The sequence below is a fragment of the Rheinheimera nanhaiensis E407-8 genome, from assembly GCF_000296695.1.
Taxonomy (GTDB): domain Bacteria; phylum Pseudomonadota; class Gammaproteobacteria; order Enterobacterales; family Alteromonadaceae; genus Alishewanella; species Alishewanella nanhaiensis.
Genome location: NZ_BAFK01000007.1, coordinates 112,154 through 134,361 on the forward strand (window position 1 = coordinate 112,154; position 22,208 = coordinate 134,361).

Here is a 22,208-nt window from a genome sequence, read left to right on the forward strand (position 1 = left end):
CTTTTATCACCTGCATAAGTTAGTACACTTTCAGCACCGGCAAAATTAACAATTAATTAATTTACAGTTATCAGATGACACCGTAAAATGCGTCAATTTATTGCAAAAGGAATTGATATGGCTCTTGCTGCATTACGCTTCGCTGGTAACTATCAAGAACAAAAAGTTAACCAGCTTTTCCCCGATACCAAGTTAGAGAAAATGTATGCGCAGTTAGATAGCGATCCTGAATTTTACGGTGCCGGTGTCACTTTTATCGGTTATAACTCTGAACTGTCAAACTACCTGATTACTGGCATTGAGCGTGAATCATTATTTTTTGCCCGAGTACTGCGCTATAGCTGCAGGGCCGATGGAAAAACCATTTATATTCGCGAAATAAAACTGCCTAAATATCAATCAGCTGAAAAAGCACTCCGAACTGCAAAATCAAGTATTGGCTCTGAATTAAAAGGTGCAGGCCTTAGTTGCGCCGGCGCAGCAATCGGTTGGGTATTATTAGTGGTTGAGGCTGGCGGCGGCACAGTCACCGTAGGTGCGGCCTGGACCGCCATGCCGTTAACGCTAACGGCTACTGCTGCCGCAACCTTTCAATGTGGTACCGGCATCGGTCGCTCTTATAATGCGGTGTCCGGCAATGCACATTACAACGACTACCTGGATGAATCGCCATTATTTAATGCATTAATAATCGCAACTGACGTTGCACAATTAGCTGATGTAACTAAAACACTGGGTAATCAGGCTATTCTCGTCACAGCGCTACGCAAACGCGGTATTGGCAAAGCCGGACTGCTCAAAATGTACAAAGCGTTATCCAGAGCGGAGCGCAAACGATTAGCAGAAGAGATATTAAAACTGGAATATCGTCAGTTAGAAAAATCAAAGAAAGCGCTTAAAGCAGTTATGTTGCACGGTAAACTGCTGGATGACGGCACTAAGGCGACTAAAGTCTTTTCGCAAAAGCAGGTTCAAGCTCTGCTTGGCACCAAGTTTCTGGAATTAGTTGGTGCCAGTGTTACCAGCTATGGCAGTGGCTCCAGTTTGGCCGGCAAAGCAGAAAGCGCACGTAGCTTTATTATCGGTTACAGCATTAATGAATAGGAAAAATATGTCGTTGCCTGCAAAAGCATTCGCAGTGTTAGTGCTGCTTTTATCGATTGTTTCATGTGGCGAAAGCGCTTCTTATACTGCTGAGTTTTTTACCGATAAACTCAGCGACGGTACTAATGGTCCGCAGCTGAGTGTTATCCCGGCCGGGAAAGGTATTGCCGGTGAAGAATACACTTCTTCCACCGGTTATCTAGGCCCACAGCGCAGCATAAAGACCAGTAAGGCGTTTGCCATAACTCAAGCTGAAATTACTTTCGCGCAATATGATAAGTTTGCCAACGCTACTAATCGCACTTTACCGGACGATAGAGGCTGGGGCCGGGGTGATATGCCGGTGATTAATGTCAGTTGGATGGACGCTACAGCCTACGCTAAATGGTTAACTGAACAAACTAACCAGTATTACCGTTTACCCTCTGAAACAGAATGGGAATATGCCGCCCGGGCAGGTACAAAAACAGTGTATTGGTGGGGCGAAGAGTACATTCAGGGTAAAGAACACTGTGATCGCGACATTGGTAATTGTACAGCCGGCACCGAAGCAGCACAGCCATGGATATCTGGCCGCTATAACGCAAACCCTTATGGCCTGTATGACATGTCATCTAATGTAGCAGAGTGGGTACTGGATTGTGATGATGAAAAAATTCGTTCAGATGATACAACACCGGTAACAACCGGCGATTGTGAATATCGCATTGTCAAAGGTGGCAGTTACTCAGACAGAGCACGCAACACACGATTATCAGCCCGGGATGCTTTATCTATTGATGCTAAATATCCGTCAGTTGGTTTCAGATTGGTAAGGGAAATACACTAATGAAAACGCTGCTATGCCCTGCCTGCAGAAACAAAGTCAGTTTAAAGCAGGCTGCAGCAACGAAAAAAGTTAACGGTATTTTAATGTTGCAATGCGCTAACTGCCAACAATGGAGCCATGAAAACCAGAAGGCGGCAGTGGTAAAAAAACTTGGTTTAATACTACTGATAACCGGCTCAGTGATGGGGTATTTCCAGCTTGGTGGCACTATCACAGGTCCACTGATTGCAGTCATCGGCGGCTTAATTGCGGTTACTACACTACTTGCTATACCCAGAGTGATTTATAACGGCACTTAACGTCTGCTGGAGTGTGTTCCAGACACTACAAAGGCGCTTTCGCGCCTTTGTTTATGCTGATTAACCCCTGCCTTCGCGGCTGGGCTTTTTGCCGGTAGGCTGGCGCTGTGGCCGGCCTTTGGGTGTGGCCGGGGTTTTGCGACTTGTCGGCTTTTTGCCTTCTGGCCTAACCGGCTTATCTTCAGCTGGCTTGCGCTCTTTGGGTGTACGTGCCGGCGTTTTAGCAGCGATATCGTGCTTACGCACTGCGCGTTTCATGCTGGCCATACGGCGGCGGCGTTCGTCACGGTCTTCCGGTTTTACTAAGGTAGCCACTTCCGGCGCTAAACTGACTAGCTTACGCAGGTAGTTAACTTCATCCAGCGGGTACTCGGCGTAGCCACCGGCCGGTAAGTGCTTGGGCAGCAGTAAATCGCCGTAACGTACGCGGATTAAACGGCTGACCACAGCGCCTTGTGATTCCCACATACGGCGCACTTCGCGGTTGCGGCCTTCGGTAAGCACCACATGGAACCAGCGGTTGATACCTTCGCCTGGCAGCGCTTTGATTTTCTTGAAGTTGGCTTTACCGTCTTCCAGCTCGACGCCGGTGCGCAGGCGCTGGATCATCGCATCGTTAATCTCGCCAAATACCCGTACGGCGTATTCGCGCTCGACTTCAAACTTGGGGTGCATCAAACGGTTAGCTAATTCCCCGTCGGTGGTAAACAGCAATAACCCTGAGGTGTTAATATCGAGCCGGCCAATGGCAATCCAGCGCGCGCCTTTAATGTTTGGCAGGCGGGAAAATACCGTTGGCCGCCCTTCCGGATCGGTACGCGAGCAAATTTCGCCTTCCGGCTTGTGGTAGGCCAGCACGCGGCAAATTTGCTGCTCTTCGCTGGCAATTTGTACCGGGTGGCCATCTACACGTACCTGTTGTGTTGAGCTTACGCGATCGCCCAGCGTCGCCGGTTTGCCATCTACCGTTACCCGGCCACTGCTAATCCAGTCTTCCATCTCGCGGCGCGAGCCTAGGCCTGCGCGGGCTAATACTTTTTGCAGCTTTTCACTGCCGGCTTTTTCACTCATTAGTGCAATTCTCCTGTCGTCACGACGGTGTCAGCCAGATCCAGGCTAATGGCCTGAAATTCCGGCAAGGGCGGTAACTGGTTTAAATGTTTTAAACCAAAGTAATCTAAAAACTCTTTTGTTGTCGCGTATAAGCCGGGCCGGCCCGGTACTTCTTTATGGCCGACGACCTTTACCCAGCCGCGGTCAAGCAAGGTGCGCATGATCTGGCTGCTCACCGACACACCACGGATATCTTCTATCTCGCCACGGGTGATCGGTTGGCGGTAAGCTATCAGCGCCAGGGTTTCCAGCACCGCACGCGAATACCGCGGCGAGCGCTCTGGCCACAGCCGGGCCAAATAATCACTCAGTTCCGGCCGGGTAATAAAGCGGTAACCCGAGGCAGTTTCGGTTAAATTAATGCCGCGGCCGGCGTAGTCTTGTATTAACCGCGCTAAAGTATCGCTTAAGCGCTTTTTGCTGACATTTAAGCCATCCAGCACTGTGCTTTGTAAATCGTCAGTGCTCAGCGGCTTATCAGCAGCGAAAATAGCCGCCTCTACCAGCTGTATTAACTGCACGTCATTTATTTTGCCCGCCATTATGCCTCAGCGTCCTTTAATTTGACATGAATTTGGCCATAGGCCTCTACCTGAATAATTTCCACCAGCTTTTCTTTGGTTAGCTCCAGCATGGCTAAAAAGGTCACCACTACGCCCTCACGGCCTTCTGTTACATCAAAACAGGCCGAAAACGCCAGGTAACCCTGGTGCGCGCTTAATAAATCCAGAATACGGCTCATGCGCTCGCGGGTCGATAAATGCTCGCGTTTAATATGGTGGTGCTGAAAATCCTTCGCCCGTTTGACAATATCTTTTAGCGCCAGCGTCAGCTCAGCTAAATCCACATCCGGCAATATCAGCAGCGGGGCAAAATTATCGGCCAGCGCAGCAGTAGCGTTAAAATGATCGCGCTCATCACGCGGCAGGCTGTCCAGCTCTGTCGCCGCCTGTTTAAATACTTCATATTCCTGCAAGCGGCGGATAAGCTCGGCGCGCGGGTCGGTCTCTTCTTCTTCGCTATGGCTGTGCCGTGGCAGTAATAAACGCGATTTAATCTCGGCCAACATAGCGGCCATCACTAAATACTCGGCCGCCAGCTCAAAATTCAGCCCCTGCATTAAGTCGATATATTCCATATATTGCAGGGTAATTTCGTTTACCGGCAAATCGACAATATCAAACTTATGCTTGCGGATTAAATACAGCAAAAAATCCAGCGGGCCTTCAAAGGCATCCAGCAGTATTTCCAGCGCGTCGGGCGGAATATATAAGTCTTCCGGCCGCTCCAGCACCGCTTCGCCGCGCACAAAGGCCAGCGGTAGTGGTTGTTGTACCGTTAAACTGTCTGGTACGCCGTTAGGCAGAGTATCGCTCAAAGTGTTATCTCAGCTTTAGCGAAATGGCGCGCTATCGCCACGGCCTTCGCGGACGATCAACGGCTCGTCTTCAGATAAGTCGACCACCGTAGTGGGCGCCTCACCAATTACGCCACCGTGCATTATCAGGTCGACCTGTTTTTCCAGGCGGGCACGCATCTCTTCCGGATCGCTTTCAGCAAACTCCTCGCCGGGCAAAATCAGGCTGGTGGTCAGTAGCGGCTCACCCAACTCAGCAAGTAGCGCCAGGGCAATTTTATGCTCGGGAATACGCAGGCCGATAGTTTTCTTTTTCTCGTTTAACAAGCGCTTAGGCAGCTCTTTAGTGCCGCGCAAAATAAAGGTATAAGCGCCCGGCGTGTTGTTTTTGATCAGCCGAAAGGCGGTATTTTCAACCTTGGCATAGGCTGATAACTCCGATAAGTCACGGCACATCAGGGTAAAATGGTGCTCACCACTGATCTGACGGATTTGCAATATCCGCTCCATCGCATTTTTATCGCCGACATGGCAGCCCAGCGCATAGCCGCTGTCGGTCGGCAGTATCACTACACCACCTTGCTGAATAATCTGCACCGCTTGCTTTAACAGGCGTTGCTGAGGGGTTTCCGGGTGAATATGAAAAAATTGGCTCATTGTTATTCTTCTTAAGTTGTTTATTACAACAGCTGACGTCAGGCACTGGCTGGCAGCGGCCAGTTAGCCCATATTGGGGTAACATCGTCGGTTAAATATAGGTTTTTTCCGATATCATTCCAAGTTGTGGCCTGATGAAAGTCTGACCCGACCGATGCCGTTAAACCGTGCAGCTGGCACAGCGCCCACAGCTCACGCTTTTGCACTGGTGTTTGCTGTGGCGAGATAATTTCTATCGCGTCACCACCGGCGGCTGCGAATTGCTCGGCCAGCCGTTTTACCCATTTGGTGGTGAGTTTGTATTTCAGCGGATGCGCCAGCACGGCGACACCACCGGCGGCGTGGATCCAGGCAATCGCCTCGCTCATCTCTACCCAGTTATTTGGCACATAACCAATTTTGCCGCGGCCTAAGTACTTTTTAAATACGCCATCCATAGTACTGGCTTTGCCGATACTGACCAGGTGGCGGGCAAAATGGGTGCGGGTCAGTGCAGCGCCATTGGCCAGCTTAAGTACGGCCGGCAACACATCCGGAATTTGGCTTTTTTCCAACCTTCGCGCCATTTCTTCTGCCCGCGCCACGCGGGCCTGGCGCTGCGTGTCCAGCCTGGCTAAAAACTGCGCACAGTCTGGGTTAATATTTAAACCAACAATATGAATTTCCAGCTGCTGCCAGCTGGTGGAAATTTCCACGCCGTTAATCAGCTTAAGCGGCAATTGCAGCTCATGAATAGCCTGCCGGGCAGCCGCTAAGCCGGCTACGGTGTCATGGTCGGTAATCGCCAGCACATCCACGCCTTTCTCTGCAGCGCGCATTACCAGTTCAGAGGGCGATAACACGCCGTCAGAGCAATGGGTATGGCTGTGTAAATCAATTTTCATTTGCACCTCAAATTAAGGCAGCTATTGTCGCACAGGCGGCGTATATCACAAAATTCAACAGCCATCTGGCCGCTTATACGCTTTTATTTCTGCGTTATAACAAATAACCACTTGACGCCCGCTACCGTTTTGCGGTTTTATGTAGCGCAGATAACACGAGGTAATTAAAGCCAATGCAATTTACAACAACCCTTAAGCTGACTAACTGGTGGTGGCACATTCCCAACGGGCGTGTGTAGGCGTTGTATTCGCTTTATTTACCAAAGCCCGTTTCCACAAGAAGCGGGCTTTTTTTATGTGCCTGCGAAATTGTGCAAACCGGCAAACAAAAAACGATTGAATGACAAGGGAAAAGCATGATTTTTAGTCATATTACCGAAACGCCGGGCGAGGTGGCCAGCATTGCTATGCCGCTGCCTTACCATAGCGATGCGCTGGCCTGTTATCAGGCGCTGACGGCGCAAAGCCCCTACTCGTTATTGCTCGAATCGGCCGAAATCGACAGCAAAGATAACTTAAAAAGCCTGCTGTTAATTGATGCGGCACTGCGCATTGAATGCAACGATCAACGCGTGGTTGTGCAGGCGGTAAGCAACAATGGCGCTGTGCTGCTGCCGTATCTGGCGGCTAAATTAAGCGCGGAGGCGACCGTTGAGCAACAAAACGACCAACTGCGTGTTACCTACCAGCGCCCGGCGCTTTTGCTGGAAGAAAGCGCCCGGCTGCAGGCGCCTAACCCCTTTAGCGTACTGCGCACTTTGCAAACCGCGCTAAAGTGTCAGAGTGACGAGCCCTTTGCGGTATTTTTAGGCGGCGTTATTGGTTACGACATGGTGGCCACGGTTGAGCAGTTGCCAGAAGTGCCAAGTGCAGAAAACCAGTGCCCGGATTATCTGTTTTATCTGGCCGAAACCCTGCTGGTGCTGGATCATCAAAGCCGTCAGAGCAGAATAGTAGGTAATGTATTTTGTGGTGCTCAGGCGCCGGCTAATTGTTTTGTTATTGGTAAACGGCTGGAGCAACTAAAGCAGTTGCTGCAAACGCCCGCCGCGGCCACCCCGCCGGCAACAACAATACCGCCTGAGGTACAGGTTGATATCAGCGACGCCGATTTTGTCGCTCAGGTTGAAAAGCTGAAACAACATATTGTCGCCGGTGACGTGTTTCAGGTGGTACCTTCGCGCTGCTTTACCCTGCCTTGCCCGAGTCCCTTGGCGGCTTATCAGCGCTTAAAGCAGCAAAACCCCAGCCCTTATATGTTTTATTTGCAGGACACTGCCTTTACGCTGTTTGGCGCCTCACCCGAGTCGGCGCTGAAATTTGATGCCGCCAGCCGCCAGGTAGAAATTTACCCTATTGCCGGCACCCGCCGTCGCGGTTTTAAAGCTGATGGCAGCATAGATCGCGACCTGGACAGCCGCATCGAGCTGGAGCTCAGGCAGGATGAAAAAGAAAAAGCCGAGCATTTAATGCTGGTTGATTTAGCCCGTAACGATGTCGCCCGCATCAGTGTACCCGGCAGCCGCTATGTGAAAGAGCTGCTAAAAGTCGACCGCTACTCTTATGTGATGCATTTAGTCTCCCGCGTTGTCGGCACCCTAAAACCCGAGCTGGACGCGCTGCATGCCTATCAGGCCTGTATGAATATGGGCACCTTGGTTGGCGCGCCGAAAGTTAAAGCCGCTGAGCTTATCCGCGGCGTTGAGGCTAAGCGCCGTGGCAGCTACGGTGGTGCGGTCGGTTATTTGGCCGGCAATGGTGATTTTGACAGCTGTATCGTCATCCGCTCGGCCTATGTGGCTAACAATACTGCTTATATTCAGGCCGGCGCCGGGGTGGTGTTTGACTCAAACGCCCAGGCTGAAGCTGATGAAACCCGCAGTAAAGCCCAGGCGGTAATCAGCGCTATCGTGTCAGCGCACAGTGCGCCCAAGGTTAAGGAGTAACAGATGGCAGTGATTTATTTGCTCGATAATATCGACTCGTTTACCTACAACCTGGTCGATGAATTTGCCCAATTGGGTTATCAGCTGAAACTGTATCGCAATACAGTACCGGCAGACTATATCTACCAGCAAATGTGCAGTGAAACTGAGCCTGTACTACTGGTGTTGTCACCTGGCCCGGGCAGCCCGTCTGAGGCTGGTTGTATGCCAGAGCTGCTCAGGCTGTGTGAAACCAGGTTTGCCGTACTGGGCATTTGTTTGGGCCATCAGGCCATAGTAGAACACTTTGGCGGAGTGGTCGGCCGCGCCGGTGAAACCGTACATGGTAAAACGGCTGCTATTAACCTGCAGCCGCATACGGTGTTTAATGGCTTACCCAAGCCGTTTTTGGTGGCGCGCTATCACTCGTTAATGGCCACCGAAATGCCCAATGCCTTAACACTACTGGCCAGTGATCGGCATATCCCGATGGCGGTGATCAATGAAGATAAGCGCATGCTGGGCTTTCAGTTTCACCCCGAGTCTATTCTGACCACCCTGGGTAAGCCTTTGCTAAAAAACAGTATTGATTATTTATTGCGAGACTGACGATGACAGATCCAATTTTAGCCACCGTACAGCACAGCTTAACCGGCCAGCCACTGAGCTTTAACCAGGCCGAGCAGTTTTTTAGCGCTGTGGTGCAAGGCGCAGTAGAGCCGGTGCACCTGACCGCGCTGTTGGTCGCGCTTAAAATGCGCGGCGAAACCGCTGATGAAATTGCCGGCGCCGCCAGTGCGCTGCGCGCCGCTGCTAAAGCGTTTCCCCAACCGGTAAGCGGCAGTATCGACTGTTGCGGCACCGGTGGTGATGGCAGCAATACCATTAATATTTCCTCTACCGCGGCCATAGTTGGCGCAGCCATGGGCCTTAAGGTGGTAAAACACGGTAACCGCAGCGTGTCATCACGCTCCGGCTCGGCCGATTTACTCGAGCAGCTGGGCATTAATATTCAGATGGCGCCTGAGCAGGCCTTGGCCGCGCTTGCGCAAACCGGCTGCAGCTTTTTATTTGCGCCGCTGTATCATGCCGGTATTAAGCACGCGATGCCGGTGCGCAATGCACTAAAAAGCCGCACCCTGTTTAACCTGTTAGGCCCGCTGGTTAACCCGGCGGCACCGGATTATCAACTGCTGGGCGTGTACGACCCCAAACTGTGCCGCGTGATGGCGCAGGCGCTAAAACAACTGGGGGTAAAACGCGCCTGGGTAGTGCACGGCAGTGGCTGTGATGAAGTGGCGCTGCACGGCAATACTTATGTCTGTGAGTTAAAAGACGGCGAGCTGAACGAATTTAACCTGACACCGGATGATTTCGGCGTAAGCCAGATGCCATTAAGCGCCCTGGCCGGCGGCGAGCCTGCAGAAAACGCCGCCGCGACGCTAGCCATTTTACAGGGCGAAGGCCAAAACGCGCATAAGGCCGCCGTGGCAATAAACGTGGCAGCCATGCTGAAAATTGCCGGCATGGGTGACGATTTAAAAGTAAACACCCGCGCCGTGCTGGAGCTTTTAGGCAGCGCCAAAGCCTTTGATACCCTAACCCGTTTTAAGCATTGCAGCCAGCAGGAGGTCACGCATGGCTGAGCCTATGCCGAATGTACTGGCGAAAATCGTTGCGCATAAACGCGAGGAAGTGGCCGGGCTTAAACAGCGACAGCCGCTATCTGGCTTTATCAGTGAAGTAACACCTACTGAGCGCGATTTTCTCGCTGCACTGAAAAAAGCCGGGCCGCGCTTTATTTTAGAGTGTAAAAAAGCCTCGCCGTCCAAAGGCCTCATTCGCGCCGAGTTTAATCTGCATGAGCTGGCCTTGGTATACGGCCAATACGCTGATTGCATCTCGGTATTAACCGATGAGAAATTCTTTCAGGGCAAGTATGACTATCTGCGCACCATGCGCGGCCTGGTTGACAAACCACTACTGCATAAAGACTTTATTATCGACAGCTACCAGATCTATTTAGGCCGCCACTGCGGCGCCGATGCGGTATTGTTAATGTTGTCAGTGCTGAATGATGACGAATATCGCGAGCTTGCCGCCACCGCCGCTAAGCTTAATATGACGGTGCTCACGGAAGTGAGCAACGAAGCAGAAACGCTGCGTGCGGTGGCGCTTAATGCCGGGCTTATCGGCATTAATAACCGCAATCTGCGCGATCTCAGTACCAATTTAGACACCAGCTTTGAACTGGCCAAACTGATCCCAGAGGACAGGACGGTAGTATCCGAATCCGGTATTTACACCAACCAGCAAGTGCGGCAGTTAGCTAAAGTAGCCGATGCCTTTTTGATTGGCAGCTCGTTAATGGCGCAGCAGGATTTAGCCGCCGCTACGCGCAAACTGGTACTGGGCGAGCATAAAGTCTGTGGTTTAACCCGGCCGCAAGATGCCGCAGCAGCCTTTGCTGGCGGCGCTTATTACGGCGGCTTAATTTTTTATCCGCCATCGCCTCGTTATGTTACGCCTGAGCAGGCGCAACAGGTGCAGCACGGCGCGCCACTGCATTATGTGGGTGTATTTGTTAATGCTGAGCCTGCCGAAATCGCCCGCCTGGCGCATAAGTTAACGCTTAGCGCGGTGCAGCTGCATGGCGACGAAGATGACCGCTATATCAGCGCGTTAAAACCCTTATTGCCGACTGAGTGTCAGCTGTGGAAAGCCTATCGGGTCAAAGATGAATTGCCTGCATTTACCTCTTATGCCGATCGTATCTTGCTCGATGCCTATCATCCAACACAGCACGGTGGCAGTGGCCTGAGCTTTAACTGGCAGCTGCTGGTAGAACATAGCGCCAGTCAACCGATTATGCTGGCAGGCGGTTTAAACAGTGACAATTGCCTGGCGGCGGCGTGCTTGCCGGTAGCCGGGCTCGATTTCAATTCAGGGCTGGAAAGCGCACCAGGCATTAAAGATGCGGCGAAGATCCGGTCAGCTTTTACACTATTACGGGAGTTTCACCATGAGTGAGCTAAAACTTAACCCTTATTTTGGCCAGTACGGCGGCATGTTTGTGCCACAACTGCTGGTGCCGGCACTTAAACAGCTGGAGCAAGCCTATGTGGATGCGCTGCAAGATCCGGCCTTTGATGCTGAGTTCCAGCAGCTTCTGACCGAATATGCCGGCCGGCCAACACCATTAACGCTGTGCCGTAATATTTCACCCAATCCGCTGGTGAAAATTTACCTAAAACGTGAAGACTTACTGCACGGCGGCGCGCATAAAACCAATCAGGTGTTAGGCCAGGCGCTACTCACCAAACGCATGGGCAAACAAGAAGTGATCGCCGAAACCGGCGCCGGCCAGCATGGTGTGGCCACGGCCTTAGCCTGTGCGTTACTGGGCTTAAAATGCCGCATTTATATGGGCGCCAAAGATATTGAACGTCAGCAGCCGAATGTGTTTCGCATGAAGCTGATGGGCGCCACTGTTATTCCGGTTACCAGCGGCAGCGGCACCTTAAAAGATGCGGTAAACGAAGCGATGCGCGACTGGTCTGCCACCTACGATACCACGCACTATATGCTGGGCACGGCGGCCGGCCCGCACCCGTTCCCCACCATAGTACGGGATTTTCAAAAAATGATTGGCGAAGAAGCCAAACAGCAAATTGTTAAAGCCGAAGGTAAATTACCCGATGCAGTAATTGCCTGTGTCGGCGGCGGCTCTAATGCCATTGGTATCTTTGCCGATTTTATTGCTGAAGAGGGCGTTAAACTGATTGGCGTAGAGCCCGGCGGTAAAGGCATTAGCACCCATCAGCACGGCGCGGCACTGTCTACCGGCAGCTATGGTATTTTACACGGCGCCTACACGGCCATTATGCAAACCAGCGATGGCCAGATTGAAGAGTCGTACTCGATATCTGCCGGCCTCGACTACCCGGCAGTGGGCCCACAGCACACTTATTTGCAGCAAAGCGGCCGCGCTGAATATGTTGCGATAAACGACGATGAAGCCCTGGCGGCGTTTCAGCAGCTGGCAAAAAGTGAAGGTATTATACCGGCGCTGGAAAGCTCACATGCGCTGGCCTATGCACTGAAACTGGCAGAGCAAGCCACTGAGCCTACAGTGTTACTGGTAAATTTATCCGGCCGCGGCGATAAAGATTTAGCCCATGTGCACAGCGTATTAGCAGGAGGCCAGTTATGAAGCGCTATCAGCAAATGTTTGCCCGTTTAGAGCGCGAGGGCCGTGGCGCCTTTGTGCCCTTTGTCACCATCGGCGACCCCAACCCTGAACTGTCATTTGACATTATTAAAACGCTAATTGACGCCGGCGCCGATGCATTGGAGTTAGGTATCGCGTTTTCAGATCCGATAGCCGATGGCCCAACCATACAAGGTGCTAACATCCGCGCGCTGGCCGCCGGTGCAACGCCTGCTATCAGCTTTGACATTATCGCCAAAATTCGTCAGTACCACGCCACTATTCCGATTGGCCTGCTGCTATATTCTAATTTAGTGATGGCGCGCGGCATCGATAATTTTTATGCCCAGGCCGCTGCCGCCGGTGTTGATTCTGTATTAATTGCCGATGTGCCGCTGCATGAAAGCAAAGTGTTCCGCCAAAGCGCCATGAAGCATGATATAGCGCCGATTTATATCGTACCGCCGAATGTTGATGATGATGACCTGCGCGAAATTGCTTCTTATGGCCGCGGCTACACTTACCTATTAAGCCGCGCAGGCGTGACCGGCACCGAAACCGCAGCCGCTATGCCCACCAGCGAACTGATTAGCCGTATTCGCAGCTATCACCCGGCGCCACCCCTGCTGGGTTTTGGCATTTCGACGCCAGCACATGTGCAGGATGCGATCAAAAGCGGCGCAGCCGGCGCCATATCCGGCTCGGCGATTGTGAAATTGATAGAGCAGTACCAGCAGCAGCCTGCTGAACTGCTGACGCAGCTAAAGCAGTTTGTCAGCCGTATGAAGGCGGCAACTTAAGCTGACATGCTCAGACCGCCTACCTGCAGCCTGCTACTGTGGCAGGCTGTCTGACAACTGGTATTTCTGTTTTAACGCCGTTATTTCGGCCTGATGGCTGAGTAGAAAATGGTTAAACTGCTGTAATACCTGTGGGTGGCGAATAGAGGATAAATGAAACGCCACCCGCGTCATTGGCAGGTTCTGCGCCACGACCAGGGCCCCCTCCTGTTGTTGCTGACGTAAAATATGCTGTGCCACGTTATATTCGACATCAGCACCATCAAGCTGGCCGCGCAGCACTAAATTCACGGCCGATACCGCATTAGGCACTTCATATAATTTAAACCTATGCTGGCCATGTAGCGCCAACCAGGCGGTAGGGGTAAAGCCATGGATCACCGCCAGGGTGCGAAACCGGTCCAGTGTGATCTGTTTATTGGCGCGCAACACCAGCGTAGTCCCCAGATTATAAATAAGCGGCTCACTAAAAATGCGGCTGGCCTGCGAGCCTTGATATTTCGCCCAGTTGGGGTTGTCCGGGTAAATAAAATCAACCAGATTATCCAGCTCATGGTACAAGCGCTTAACCGGCAACGGCTGAAAGCTCAGCTGATAGCCATAACGTTGGGCAAACAGCTGCAGCACCTCATTGGCAAAGCCAGTGCTGTCAGCAGCAGTAAAATCATAGTGCGGGTAGAAATTCAGATCTTCGGTGCCAACCACAAACTGGGTTTGTGCCAGCGCTGCAGGCTGCCCTATAAGCCCAAACAGCGTAACCAGAATGGTCAGACATGCTCTCATTAATATCGCCCAAAATAATACTGCCTGTCTGCAGTGTAGTGAGCAAATAAGCCAGCGCCAACTGCCACTTTGGGAACAAGGTAAAAAAGCAGTCGATTTTTCGCTGTGACAGCCGGATAATAACGGCTTTTCTTGCAGCGGATCTCACTTTATGCAAATCAGTAACAATAGCGTGGTGCAATTTCACTACACCTTAAGCGATGCCAACAGTGGCAGCCAAATTGAATCATCACATGGCAGCCACCCGCTGCTGTATCTGCACGGCCACCAGCAAATGCTGCCGGCGCTCGAGCAGGCCCTGGCAGGTAAAAGCGCCGGCGACAAACTGGATATCACGCTCACACCAGAGCAGGCTTATGGCGAGCGCGATGAAAACGCTATTCAGAGCATTCAGGTAAAGCACCTGCTGGGCGCCAAAAAATGGCAACCGGGCATGACAGCGGTGGTGCAAACCGAGCATGGTCAGCGTCAGGTGACTATTGTCAAAGTGGGCATGTTTAAAGCAGATGTAGATACCAACCACCCTTTGGCCGGTAAAACACTGCAGTTTGCTATTGAAGTGTTAGCGGTGCGCGCAGCGACTGACGAAGAAATCGCCCATGGCCATGCTCATGGCGAAGGTGGCCATCACCACCACTAAACCTTACTTAGTGAAGTAATACCGGCAGTTTAGTCTGCCGGTAACACCTTAATCAGTTGCCCATCCTGGCTATCGGTTAGTAAATATAAAGCACCATCCGGCCCGGTACGTACATCGCGAATACGCTGCTGTAGTTCGCTAAACAATGTTTGCTCCTGCACCACCTGTTGGTTTTCCAACACCAGCCGGCGCACACTTTTCCCCGCCAGGGCAGCAACAAAAATATTGCCCTGCCAGGCGCGGAACAAACTGCCGCGATACAGCGTCATTCCTGCTGGCGCAATAGAGGGGCTCCAGCCCCACACCGGTGGCTGCATACCATCATAATGGCTAAAGGGTGAAATACGCGCGCCGGTGTAATCTATGCCTTCAGTGGCAACCGGCCAGCCGTAATTGGCGCCGGCACGGATAATATTCAGCTCATCACCGCCACGCGGGCCATGCTCGTGGCTGTAAAGCGTCTGACTTGCGGCATCATAAAAAATACCCTGCACATTACGGTGCCCCAGGCTGTAAAGCTCTGGCGCATAACCCTCTTTTGCCACATAGGGGTTATCGGCCGGCACACTGCCATCGGCGTGTAAGCGTACCAGCTTACCCAGGTGGTTAGCCGGGTTTTGCGCCTGCTCGCGGTAGTCAAAGCCATCCCCTAAGGTAAGCACCAGGCTGTGGTCGGCCAGCCAGGTGATGCGGCCGCCAAAATGGGCGGCCCCGGCTTTTAACGGCTGCGCCTGAAAAATCTTTTTAATATCACTAAGCCCGGCATCGGTAAGCTCGGCACTGACCAGACAGGTATTGTTAGCCTGCAAGGTGCCGCAGGCATAGCTTAAAATAATGCGCTGGCTGGTGGCAAAATCGGGCGTTAGCGTCACCTCCTGCAAGCCGGCTTGTGACGCTTTGAGTAGATCTGGCAAATCTGGCTCAATACTAAAGCGCTCGTCGCCTTCAGGCGATAGCCGTTTTAGCGTGCCGCTACGCTCCGTCAGCAGCATGTCGCCATCTGGCAAAAACGTCAGCGCCCACGGGTAGTGCAGTTTATCAGCCAGCACCTGCAGTTGATAAGGCTGCGCCAGTACCGTTGGTAACAGGCCCCAACATAGCAACAACGCACTAAACCTGAGCATAAGCTTGTCTCCGTTTTAGCAGCCACAGATAACAGCCCATACCAGCAGCGCTGCACAGCAACATAGCCAGAGTGCCCAATGCACTGCGATTAGCGGCAATTAAGGTTGGCATTGGCGCCAGACTGTTAATCAGTTGCAGCATAACATACAGCACCAACGCGGCCATAAGCGCCGCCAGCCAGGGGCGCGCAAGTGCCGGCAACAGCTTTATCAGCAGGGCCACACTCAGTAAATTGACCAGCGCGATAGGCGCATAGGTGACAGTAAAATGGCGCAAGTCAAACCACAAGGTAAACAGGATATCGCCAGCCGCTAAACCGCCGGTAAGGGCCGCTATCGCAGCGAGATTAAAACCACTTTGGCTCAGGCTGGTCAGCAGTGTGCTAAACACTACCGCCAGTAGCAGATACCCCAGCGGGTACCAGCGCACGAATGTCATGCCAGTGCTCCTTTTTTAAAAACGGTTTCAGGCTAACGTCTGACGCGCCTGGCAACAAGATAAATTTTATCATCAGCTTACTTCTACGTAGCAGAAGCTGCTAAGATCGGTGCAGGCTTTTAAATCCGGTAAACTGTTAGGGCCCTGTCGGCGTAAACACAGTTTCGTTAATCAAAGAGCAGCCTTTCTGTTATGCGCTATATCAATACCCGCGACTACGACCATAAACAGGCCGATAAAATCGGTATTCTGATCACTAACCTTGGCACGCCGGATGCGCCAACTCCCACTGCACTAAAACGTTATTTAAAGCAGTTTTTGTCCGATCCCAGAGTAGTAGAAGTACCACGGCTGTTGTGGTGGCTTATTTTAAATGGCGTTATTTTGCGGATAAGGCCACGCCGCTCTGCCAAAGCCTACGCTACCGTCTTTACCGAGCAAGGCTCGCCACTGTTATTTCATACCCAGGCACAGCGCGATGCGATAGACGCCAGGCTGAAACAAGATGGGCTAAAAGACGTGGTAGTAGACTTTGCCATGCGTTATGGCAACCCGAGCTTCGACAGCGTGTTGGAGACGATGTTGGCCCGGGGCGTGCGCAAACTTTTGGTAGTGCCGCTCTACCCACAGTACTCAGCGTCTACCTCGGCATCCAGTTTTGATGAATTAGCCCGTAACTTTATGCGCCGCCGCTGGCTACCGGACTTACGCTTTGTGTCGCACTATCCGGACTACCCGCCGTTTATTAGCGCAGCGGCGGATAAAATTCGTCAGCACTGGCAACAGCACGGCCGCGCCGACAAGCTGATTTTGTCTTATCACGGCATTCCCAAACGCTATTTACTCAATGGCGACCCTTACCACTGTGAATGCTATAAAACCTCACGCTTAATTGCCGAGCAACTAGGCCTTGGTAAAGATGAGTATCTGACCACCTTTCAGTCGCGCTTTGGCCGCGAGGAGTGGTTAAAACCCTACACCGATGACACGCTAAAAGCCTTACCGGCACAAGGGGTAAAAAGCGTGCAGATATTTTGCCCGGGCTTTTCGGCGGATTGTCTGGAAACCATTGAAGAGATAGGCGAAGAGAACAAAGAATACTTCCTGCAGGCCGGCGGCACAGGGTATGAATATATCAGTGCGCTAAATGCCGAACCGCAACATATCGACGCCCTGTGTCAGTTAATTAAAGACAACCTGCAGGGGTGGCATGTGATGGCAGACGAGCAGCGTGCCATGCGGGCCAATAGCCTTAACAGCGAAAAATACGGAGATTAAACAGCAGGTATGAGTACCCGCAATGGTGAAAAGCCGCGGCAAGAGCCGACGCTGAACGCGCCGCCGCTACTAAAACGCATGAAGTTTGATAACGTGCGCGAGGCCCCCTATGTGCCGCCGCCACAACCACCACTGCGCTTAACGCCCTGGCTACTGTTGTTGGCCACGGTTTTACTGGCCGTTGCTGTGTATCAGGAAAGCCGTAACCACTTTTATCAGTCACATTTCTGGCATTGGCTGGCCGGCAAGCTGGATTATCAGCTGGTTGCAGGTCAGGCCAGCCAAATTCAGTATCCGGCAGAGGGCCCGTTTGACCAACGCTTTGGTTACAACCAGCTGACGCAGTGGCAGCACACCTTAGCCAGTACCGGTTTTCAAATTAGCGCACAAAGCCAGTTTTCCGACAGCCTGCTGCGCTACAGCCAGTATGGCTTTTATCCACCCTATCAGGAAAAACAGCAGGCTGGCTTAATCATTGAAGGCTGCAGCGGCGATTTGCTCTACCAACATCAGGCGCCGGCCATGCAATTTAGCCGCTTAACTGACATTGCTCCCCTGATTATCCAAAGCCTGCTGTTTGTCGAAGACAGAAGCCTGCTGACACCTGAACACCGGCAGGCGAACCCGGTGCTGAACTTACCCCGGTTAGGCGCTGCACTCTGGTCACAGTTGCAGCGCGCGGCCGGCATTCCTGCGGCGGCTGCCGGCGGTAGCACCCTGGCAACACAGCTGGAAAAATACCGTCACAGCCCGCAGGGTTTAACATCGGATATGGCAGAAAAATTTCGCCAGCTGGTATCAGCCAGTGTGCGCGCCTACCAGCAGGGCGTAGACACCTGGGATGCCCGCCAACGCATTGTGCTTGACTACATTAACACCGTCCCCCTGGCTGCCACCGGCAGCTATGGCGAAGTGCATGGTATGGGCGAAGGCTTGTATGCCTGGTTTGGTGCAACGCCGCAGCAGGTCAATGCGCTATTAAAACAACCCGCCCCATACAACGAGGCGCAGGGGCTGGCACTGAAACAAGTGGTGGCGCTGATAGTTGCACAGCGCCGGCCATCTTACTATTTACTGCAAGGCCGTACCGACTTAGATAACCTCAGTAACCGCTACATCAGCCTGATGCAGCAACAGGGGGTAGTACCGCCACAGCTTGCCGCTAAGGCGCTGACACAAAAACTCAGCTTTAATGGCAAAGCCGCGCTGCCGGCTCAACCGGGGCAGGATTTTAAAGCCACTACTATGGTGCGTAACCGTCTGGGCCAGTTATTAAGCCAAAATATGTATCAGCTGGACCGGTTAGATCTGGTGAGTGGCACCACGATTAATACTGCGCTGCAGCGCAATATCAGCCGGCATTTACAGAAGCTCAGCCAGTACGACAGCGCCGAACAAGCCGGCTTGTTTGCTGAACGGTTGTTAGCGCCTGGCCAGCAGACACAGGTACGTTACAGTTTTACGCTGTATCAAAGCACACAGAACGGCAATAAAGTGCGGGTACAAACCGATAACACCGATCAGCCGTTTGATATGAACGATGCCAGTAAGCTGGAGCTGGGCTCTACCGCCAAGCTGCGGGTGCTGGTGACGTATCTGCAAATAGTGGCCGAGCTGCACCGGCTCTATGCCGAAGAAACACCACAAACACTGCAGTTTGTTGAGCTGGCACCGCAAGACAACCTGACGCAGTGGGCGCTAAGCTACATTAGCCAGCAGCCGGGGGTAAAGCTGGACACCATGCTACAGGCTGCCTTAGAGCGGCGCTACAGCGCTAATCCGAAAGAAAGCTTTTTTACCGGTGGCGGCCTGCATACCTTTAATAACTTTCGCAAAGAAGAAGACAAGTTAAACCCCACTATCGCTGAAGCACTGCAGCAATCCATCAACCTGCCTTTTGTGCGTTTATTGCAGGACATGGTGAACTACAGCATTTACCATGGCGAAAACAGCAGTTATCAACTGCTAAAAGATGATGACAACCCCAGACGCGAGCAATACCTGCGCCGCTTTGCCGACCGTGAAGGCACCACCTTTTTACGTCGTTTCTGGCAAAAGTATAAAGAGTTAGACAGCGAGCAGCGTTTGCAGCTTTATTTGAGCAGCAGCCGGCAAACGCCCGAGCGCCTGGCGGCGGCCTATCTGTATATTGTGCCTAACGCTACCCCTGCTCAGTTCGCCAGTGTACTGCAACAGCAGTTTAATGGTGCAGTAACTGAAAGCGAATGGCAAAAGCTATACGATAAATATCAGGGCGCAGCCTTTAACCTGCCGGATCGGGCTTATCTGTCACGCAGCCACCCGTTGGAGCTGTGGCTGTTAGCCTATCTGCAGCAGGAGGCTACTGACGCCTCATTACAGCAGGCGATTGATGACAGCCGCGCTACCCGCCAGGAAGTGTATCAATGGCTGTTTAAAACCCGTTTTCGCAGTGCGCGCGATAACCGTATCCGCACTATGTTAGAAATTGAAGCCTTCTGGGACCTGCATCAGCGCTGGCAGCGGCTGGGGTATCCGTTTGATTATCTGGTGCCGTCACTGGCCACCGCGCTGGGGAGCTCGGGTGACAGGCCTGCCGCACTGGCAGAGCTGATTGGCATCATACTGAATGACGGTAAAAAACAGCCGACTATCCGCATTGATAAACTGGCTTTTGCTGCCGATACGCCTTATGAAACCCACTTTGCGCGGCCGCTACCACCGGCGCAGCAAGTACTGGAACCCGAGGTGGCCGCTGCGGTGCGTACAGCGCTGCTACAAGTGGCCACAGACGGCACCGCCAGACGCCTGCAGCCAGCCTATGCCACGGCACAGATTGCCATTGGCGGTAAAACCGGCACCGGCGATAACCGTCTGGTACAGCTGAATGCCCGGGGCCAACAGATTAGCTCTAAAGCGCTAAACCGTACCGCCACCTTCGCCTTTTATTTAGGCTACCAGCATTTTGGTGTACTCACCGCCTATGTGCCCGATGCCAATGCCGAGCGCTTTAGCTTTACCTCTGCTCTGCCGCTGCAGGTAATGAACAGTATGGCGCCATTGCTGATCCCCTACTTGCATAGTGAGCAGCAGTGCCGCTAAGTGCTAACCTACCACTACCTGATTACGGCCCTGATGCTTAGCCTGGTACAACGCCATATCGGCGCGGTGTAACCAGGCTTCCCAGTCTTCGCCACTTTGCAGCATGGCAATACCTACCGAAGTGGTAATGTGGCTGTCATCGGGTAGAAACATTTTTTCTGCTACGCCCTGGCGTAATTTTTCTGCCAGTTTCTGCAGCGCCGCAGCGCTGACATCGGCCACAATCACGACAAACTCTTCACCACCGAAGCGAAACACCGGATCATGCTGGCGTAGCATTGATTGCAGCACCGGCACCAGCTCAATTAACATTTTATCGCCGGTCTTGTGACCAAACTTGTCGTTAATTTGTTTGAAATGATCTAGATCAAGCAAGATTAAGCCATATTGCCGGCCGCGCCTGGCATGCTCATCTATAGCGAGCACCAGCTGTTCATTTAATGTCCGCCGGTTCGAGGCGCCGGTTAAGCTGTCAGTCGTCGCCAGCCGTTTTAATTCTCGCCGCTGTATTTGCGCCCGGTAAGCAAAAATAAACGAAAACAAGCTGGTAATGGAGGTGGTGACAAAAAACGCCATCATCTGGAAACTGCTGGCAAATACCAGACCGGGATGAGTACTGCCAATAATAAACAGCGTTGACAGCAGCACCAGCAACAGACCAAAGGCCCTAAGCGGTGACACCAGAAAAAAGATAAACACTAAAAACGGATACACCCAAAACAGGCCATCAACCCCCAGGTTGACACACACCAACAAGGCTCCGACACAAAACACGATAGCCATAAACAAACCGGGCTTAACCGTATCGCCGGTGCGCCAGGCATATCGGCTGGCGAGTATGGCACAGAGCACCATAATTAAATCGGCAATACCCACCACATAATTGCCGGTATAAAGCCGGTAAATCGCATAAGGCGTGACACAAAGCACGATCATCGCGCCGACCAGGGTTAACATGGCCAGATAAAAATCGTCTTTTAATCGTTGTAGCACCTGGCGCGCCTCCTGCTGTTAGCTAACGTTATGCGACCACTTGTTTGCATCCTAGCCTATTCATTGAACAAATTGCAAAAAGCCTGCACTAATTCAGCGCCTTAGCGCCTGCGCCAATTCGTTAAAATGCGCAAAGCACCAATCTGCCTGGCTGGCAAAATGCTGGTTGCTCTGGTTCAGATACAGACAGGACGCCACGCCGGCATTGGCGGCTGTTTGTAAATCAAAAATATAATCGCCAACGTAAATCATTTGCTGCACCGGCACCTGCAGGCTGGCTGAAAAACGCAGTAAGCCTTCGGGATCGGGCTTAGCGGCGCAGTCTTCACGTGTCAGTACCTGGTTAATCGGAATCCCCAGCCGCTCAATGGTTAAAAAAGTTGCCTCACGCATATTACGGGTCAGCAGAGCCAGCTTAAAGCCTGACTGAGCAAGCTGCTGTAAACAGCGCTCAGCACCTGGCATCCAGCGTGCTTCAAGGGCGCCCTGTAGCTCATGCCGGCGAATAATCTCTGTTGCACGGTGGTGCTCTGTGACATCCTGCGTCAATGCCAGCTGCTCCAGCAGCGGCGTGCCGCGCGGCCAGCCAATGTCATCGCAGATAGCAGCGAAATCCAGTGCCGAGTCGACCAGGGTGCCATCTAAATCAAATACCACTGCCTTAATATGGGTTAACTGCAACTTCGCTACTC

Annotated in this window: 22 protein-coding genes; 12 read left to right on the top strand and 10 right to left on the bottom strand. The window is 52.4% G+C overall.

The features are described from left to right. Positions 1 to 87: 87 nt before the first annotated feature. The 3 genes from RNAN_RS07680 to RNAN_RS07690 are packed head-to-tail and all read left to right on the top strand — an operon-like array spanning position 88 to position 2,232. The gene (locus RNAN_RS07680) at positions 88 to 1,104 is read left to right on the top strand and encodes a hypothetical protein (RefSeq protein ID WP_193385547.1); all 1,017 of its coding nucleotides are present in this window, start codon (positions 88 to 90) and stop codon (positions 1,102 to 1,104) included. Between the two features lie 7 nt (positions 1,105 to 1,111). Further along, positions 1,112 to 1,933 (top strand): formylglycine-generating enzyme family protein, encoded by an 822-nt coding sequence (locus RNAN_RS07685; RefSeq protein ID WP_052027265.1) that lies wholly within the window; start codon positions 1,112 to 1,114, stop codon positions 1,931 to 1,933. Next, positions 1,933 to 2,232: a hypothetical protein gene (locus RNAN_RS07690; RefSeq protein ID WP_008220453.1), complete on the top strand. Its 300-nt coding sequence runs from the start codon at positions 1,933 to 1,935 to the stop codon at positions 2,230 to 2,232. The genes RNAN_RS07685 and RNAN_RS07690 overlap by 1 nt, the downstream gene beginning before the upstream one ends. Positions 2,233 to 2,292: 60 nt before the next feature. On the opposite strand, the gene rluB is transcribed toward RNAN_RS07690, so the two are convergent. The 5 genes from rluB to rnm are packed head-to-tail and all read right to left on the bottom strand — an operon-like array spanning position 2,293 to position 6,243. Beyond that, positions 2,293 to 3,303, bottom strand: a complete 1,011-nt coding sequence (gene rluB / locus RNAN_RS07695) for a 23S rRNA pseudouridine(2605) synthase RluB (RefSeq protein ID WP_008220454.1) — start codon at positions 3,301 to 3,303, stop codon at positions 2,293 to 2,295. Next, positions 3,303 to 3,887, bottom strand: a complete 585-nt coding sequence (scpB, locus tag RNAN_RS07700; protein WP_008220456.1) for an SMC-Scp complex subunit ScpB — start codon at positions 3,885 to 3,887, stop codon at positions 3,303 to 3,305. Before scpB ends, rluB begins: the two co-directional genes overlap by 1 nt. Further along, entirely contained in the window at positions 3,887 to 4,723 is an 837-nt protein-coding gene (locus RNAN_RS07705) for a segregation and condensation protein A (protein WP_008220457.1), read from the bottom strand. The genes scpB and RNAN_RS07705 overlap by 1 nt, the downstream gene beginning before the upstream one ends. Positions 4,724 to 4,738: 15 nt before the next feature. Beyond that, positions 4,739 to 5,359 (bottom strand): L-threonylcarbamoyladenylate synthase, encoded by a 621-nt coding sequence (locus tag RNAN_RS07710; protein WP_008220459.1) that lies wholly within the window; start codon positions 5,357 to 5,359, stop codon positions 4,739 to 4,741. A gap of 38 nt (positions 5,360 to 5,397) precedes the next feature. Beyond that, positions 5,398 to 6,243, bottom strand: coding sequence for an RNase RNM (gene rnm / locus RNAN_RS07715; protein ID WP_008220461.1), 846 nt, complete (start codon positions 6,241 to 6,243; stop codon positions 5,398 to 5,400). 356 nt (positions 6,244 to 6,599) lie between these two features. On the opposite strand from rnm, the gene RNAN_RS07720 reads away from it, so the two are divergent. From RNAN_RS07720 to trpA, 6 genes are read left to right on the top strand one after another with little or no spacing between them, the layout of a single operon-like run. Continuing rightward, positions 6,600 to 8,189 carry an anthranilate synthase component 1 gene (locus RNAN_RS07720; protein WP_008220463.1) on the top strand — a complete coding sequence of 530 codons (1,590 nt, stop codon included), beginning with the start codon at positions 6,600 to 6,602 and terminating at the stop codon, positions 8,187 to 8,189. A gap of 3 nt (positions 8,190 to 8,192) precedes the next feature. After that, complete coding sequence (locus RNAN_RS07725) at positions 8,193 to 8,777, top strand: aminodeoxychorismate/anthranilate synthase component II (protein ID WP_008220464.1); 585 nt, start codon at positions 8,193 to 8,195, stop codon at positions 8,775 to 8,777. 2 nt (positions 8,778 to 8,779) lie between these two features. Continuing rightward, positions 8,780 to 9,814 (top strand): anthranilate phosphoribosyltransferase, encoded by a 1,035-nt coding sequence (trpD, locus tag RNAN_RS07730; RefSeq protein WP_008220466.1) that lies wholly within the window; start codon positions 8,780 to 8,782, stop codon positions 9,812 to 9,814. Beyond that, positions 9,807 to 11,198, top strand: coding sequence for a bifunctional indole-3-glycerol-phosphate synthase TrpC/phosphoribosylanthranilate isomerase TrpF (gene trpCF / locus RNAN_RS07735; protein WP_008220468.1), 1,392 nt, complete (start codon positions 9,807 to 9,809; stop codon positions 11,196 to 11,198). The genes trpD and trpCF overlap by 8 nt, the downstream gene beginning before the upstream one ends. After that, positions 11,191 to 12,381 carry a tryptophan synthase subunit beta gene (gene trpB / locus RNAN_RS07740; protein ID WP_008220471.1) on the top strand — a complete coding sequence of 397 codons (1,191 nt, stop codon included), beginning with the start codon at positions 11,191 to 11,193 and terminating at the stop codon, positions 12,379 to 12,381. Before trpCF ends, trpB begins: the two co-directional genes overlap by 8 nt. Then, positions 12,378 to 13,178, top strand: coding sequence for a tryptophan synthase subunit alpha (gene trpA, locus RNAN_RS07745; RefSeq protein ID WP_008220473.1), 801 nt, complete (start codon positions 12,378 to 12,380; stop codon positions 13,176 to 13,178). Before trpB ends, trpA begins: the two co-directional genes overlap by 4 nt. 33 nt (positions 13,179 to 13,211) lie before the next feature. On the opposite strand, the gene RNAN_RS07750 is transcribed toward trpA, so the two are convergent. Continuing rightward, positions 13,212 to 13,961: a substrate-binding periplasmic protein gene (locus RNAN_RS07750; protein ID WP_008220476.1), complete on the bottom strand. Its 750-nt coding sequence runs from the start codon at positions 13,959 to 13,961 to the stop codon at positions 13,212 to 13,214. A gap of 151 nt (positions 13,962 to 14,112) precedes the next feature. Between RNAN_RS07750 and RNAN_RS07755 the strand changes: the two genes are divergently transcribed. After that, positions 14,113 to 14,601 (top strand): FKBP-type peptidyl-prolyl cis-trans isomerase, encoded by a 489-nt coding sequence (locus RNAN_RS07755; RefSeq protein WP_008220479.1) that lies wholly within the window; start codon positions 14,113 to 14,115, stop codon positions 14,599 to 14,601. Positions 14,602 to 14,630: 29 nt separating this feature from the next. On the opposite strand, the gene RNAN_RS07760 is transcribed toward RNAN_RS07755, so the two are convergent. Together RNAN_RS07760 and RNAN_RS07765 are read right to left on the bottom strand one after the other, a co-directional pair. Then, positions 14,631 to 15,725 (bottom strand): PQQ-dependent sugar dehydrogenase, encoded by a 1,095-nt coding sequence (locus RNAN_RS07760; protein ID WP_008220481.1) that lies wholly within the window; start codon positions 15,723 to 15,725, stop codon positions 14,631 to 14,633. After that, the gene (locus tag RNAN_RS07765; protein WP_008220482.1) at positions 15,712 to 16,164 is read right to left on the bottom strand and encodes a hypothetical protein; all 453 of its coding nucleotides are present in this window, start codon (positions 16,162 to 16,164) and stop codon (positions 15,712 to 15,714) included. Before RNAN_RS07765 ends, RNAN_RS07760 begins: the two co-directional genes overlap by 14 nt. A gap of 192 nt (positions 16,165 to 16,356) precedes the next feature. Between RNAN_RS07765 and hemH the strand changes: the two genes are divergently transcribed. Next, positions 16,357 to 17,442 carry a ferrochelatase gene (gene hemH, locus RNAN_RS07770; RefSeq protein WP_008220484.1) on the top strand — a complete coding sequence of 362 codons (1,086 nt, stop codon included), beginning with the start codon at positions 16,357 to 16,359 and terminating at the stop codon, positions 17,440 to 17,442. A gap of 9 nt (positions 17,443 to 17,451) precedes the next feature. Beyond that, entirely contained in the window at positions 17,452 to 20,523 is a 3,072-nt protein-coding gene (locus RNAN_RS07775; RefSeq protein ID WP_008220486.1) for a transglycosylase domain-containing protein, read from the top strand. Positions 20,524 to 20,526: 3 nt separating this feature from the next. On the opposite strand, the gene RNAN_RS07780 is transcribed toward RNAN_RS07775, so the two are convergent. Then, entirely contained in the window at positions 20,527 to 21,516 is a 990-nt protein-coding gene (locus tag RNAN_RS07780) for a GGDEF domain-containing protein (protein ID WP_008220488.1), read from the bottom strand. A 93-nt stretch (positions 21,517 to 21,609) separates the two neighbouring features. Beyond that, a complete protein-coding gene (locus RNAN_RS07785) occupies positions 21,610 to 22,197 on the bottom strand; it encodes an HAD family hydrolase (RefSeq protein ID WP_008220489.1) in 588 nt (195 codons plus the stop codon). Positions 22,198 to 22,208: the final 11 nt, after the last annotated feature.

Bases quoted from the DNA above. Each gene is read 5' to 3' on its own strand.
- RNAN_RS07765 (WP_008220482.1), bottom strand. From the start codon at position 16,164: ATGACATTCGTGCGCTGGTACCCGCTGGGGTATCTGCTACTGGCGGTA.
- RNAN_RS07775 (WP_008220486.1), top strand. From the start codon at position 17,452: ATGAGTACCCGCAATGGTGAAAAGCCGCGGCAAGAGCCGACGCTGAAC.
- RNAN_RS07680 (WP_193385547.1), top strand. From the start codon at position 88: ATGCGTCAATTTATTGCAAAAGGAATTGATATGGCTCTTGCTGCATTA.
- trpB (WP_008220471.1), top strand. From the start codon at position 11,191: ATGAGTGAGCTAAAACTTAACCCTTATTTTGGCCAGTACGGCGGCATG.
- hemH (WP_008220484.1), top strand. From the start codon at position 16,357: ATGCGCTATATCAATACCCGCGACTACGACCATAAACAGGCCGATAAA.
- scpB (WP_008220456.1), bottom strand. From the start codon at position 3,887: ATGGCGGGCAAAATAAATGACGTGCAGTTAATACAGCTGGTAGAGGCG.
- RNAN_RS07750 (WP_008220476.1), bottom strand. From the start codon at position 13,961: ATGAGAGCATGTCTGACCATTCTGGTTACGCTGTTTGGGCTTATAGGG.
- RNAN_RS07760 (WP_008220481.1), bottom strand. From the start codon at position 15,725: ATGCTCAGGTTTAGTGCGTTGTTGCTATGTTGGGGCCTGTTACCAACG.
- trpD (WP_008220466.1), top strand. From the start codon at position 8,780: ATGACAGATCCAATTTTAGCCACCGTACAGCACAGCTTAACCGGCCAG.
- rnm (WP_008220461.1), bottom strand. From the start codon at position 6,243: ATGAAAATTGATTTACACAGCCATACCCATTGCTCTGACGGCGTGTTA.
- rluB (WP_008220454.1), bottom strand. From the start codon at position 3,303: ATGAGTGAAAAAGCCGGCAGTGAAAAGCTGCAAAAAGTATTAGCCCGC.
- RNAN_RS07690 (WP_008220453.1), top strand. From the start codon at position 1,933: ATGAAAACGCTGCTATGCCCTGCCTGCAGAAACAAAGTCAGTTTAAAG.
- trpA (WP_008220473.1), top strand. From the start codon at position 12,378: ATGAAGCGCTATCAGCAAATGTTTGCCCGTTTAGAGCGCGAGGGCCGT.
- RNAN_RS07725 (WP_008220464.1), top strand. From the start codon at position 8,193: ATGGCAGTGATTTATTTGCTCGATAATATCGACTCGTTTACCTACAAC.
- trpCF (WP_008220468.1), top strand. From the start codon at position 9,807: ATGGCTGAGCCTATGCCGAATGTACTGGCGAAAATCGTTGCGCATAAA.
- RNAN_RS07755 (WP_008220479.1), top strand. From the start codon at position 14,113: ATGCAAATCAGTAACAATAGCGTGGTGCAATTTCACTACACCTTAAGC.
- RNAN_RS07720 (WP_008220463.1), top strand. From the start codon at position 6,600: ATGATTTTTAGTCATATTACCGAAACGCCGGGCGAGGTGGCCAGCATT.
- RNAN_RS07685 (WP_052027265.1), top strand. From the start codon at position 1,112: ATGTCGTTGCCTGCAAAAGCATTCGCAGTGTTAGTGCTGCTTTTATCG.
- RNAN_RS07710 (WP_008220459.1), bottom strand. From the start codon at position 5,359: ATGAGCCAATTTTTTCATATTCACCCGGAAACCCCTCAGCAACGCCTG.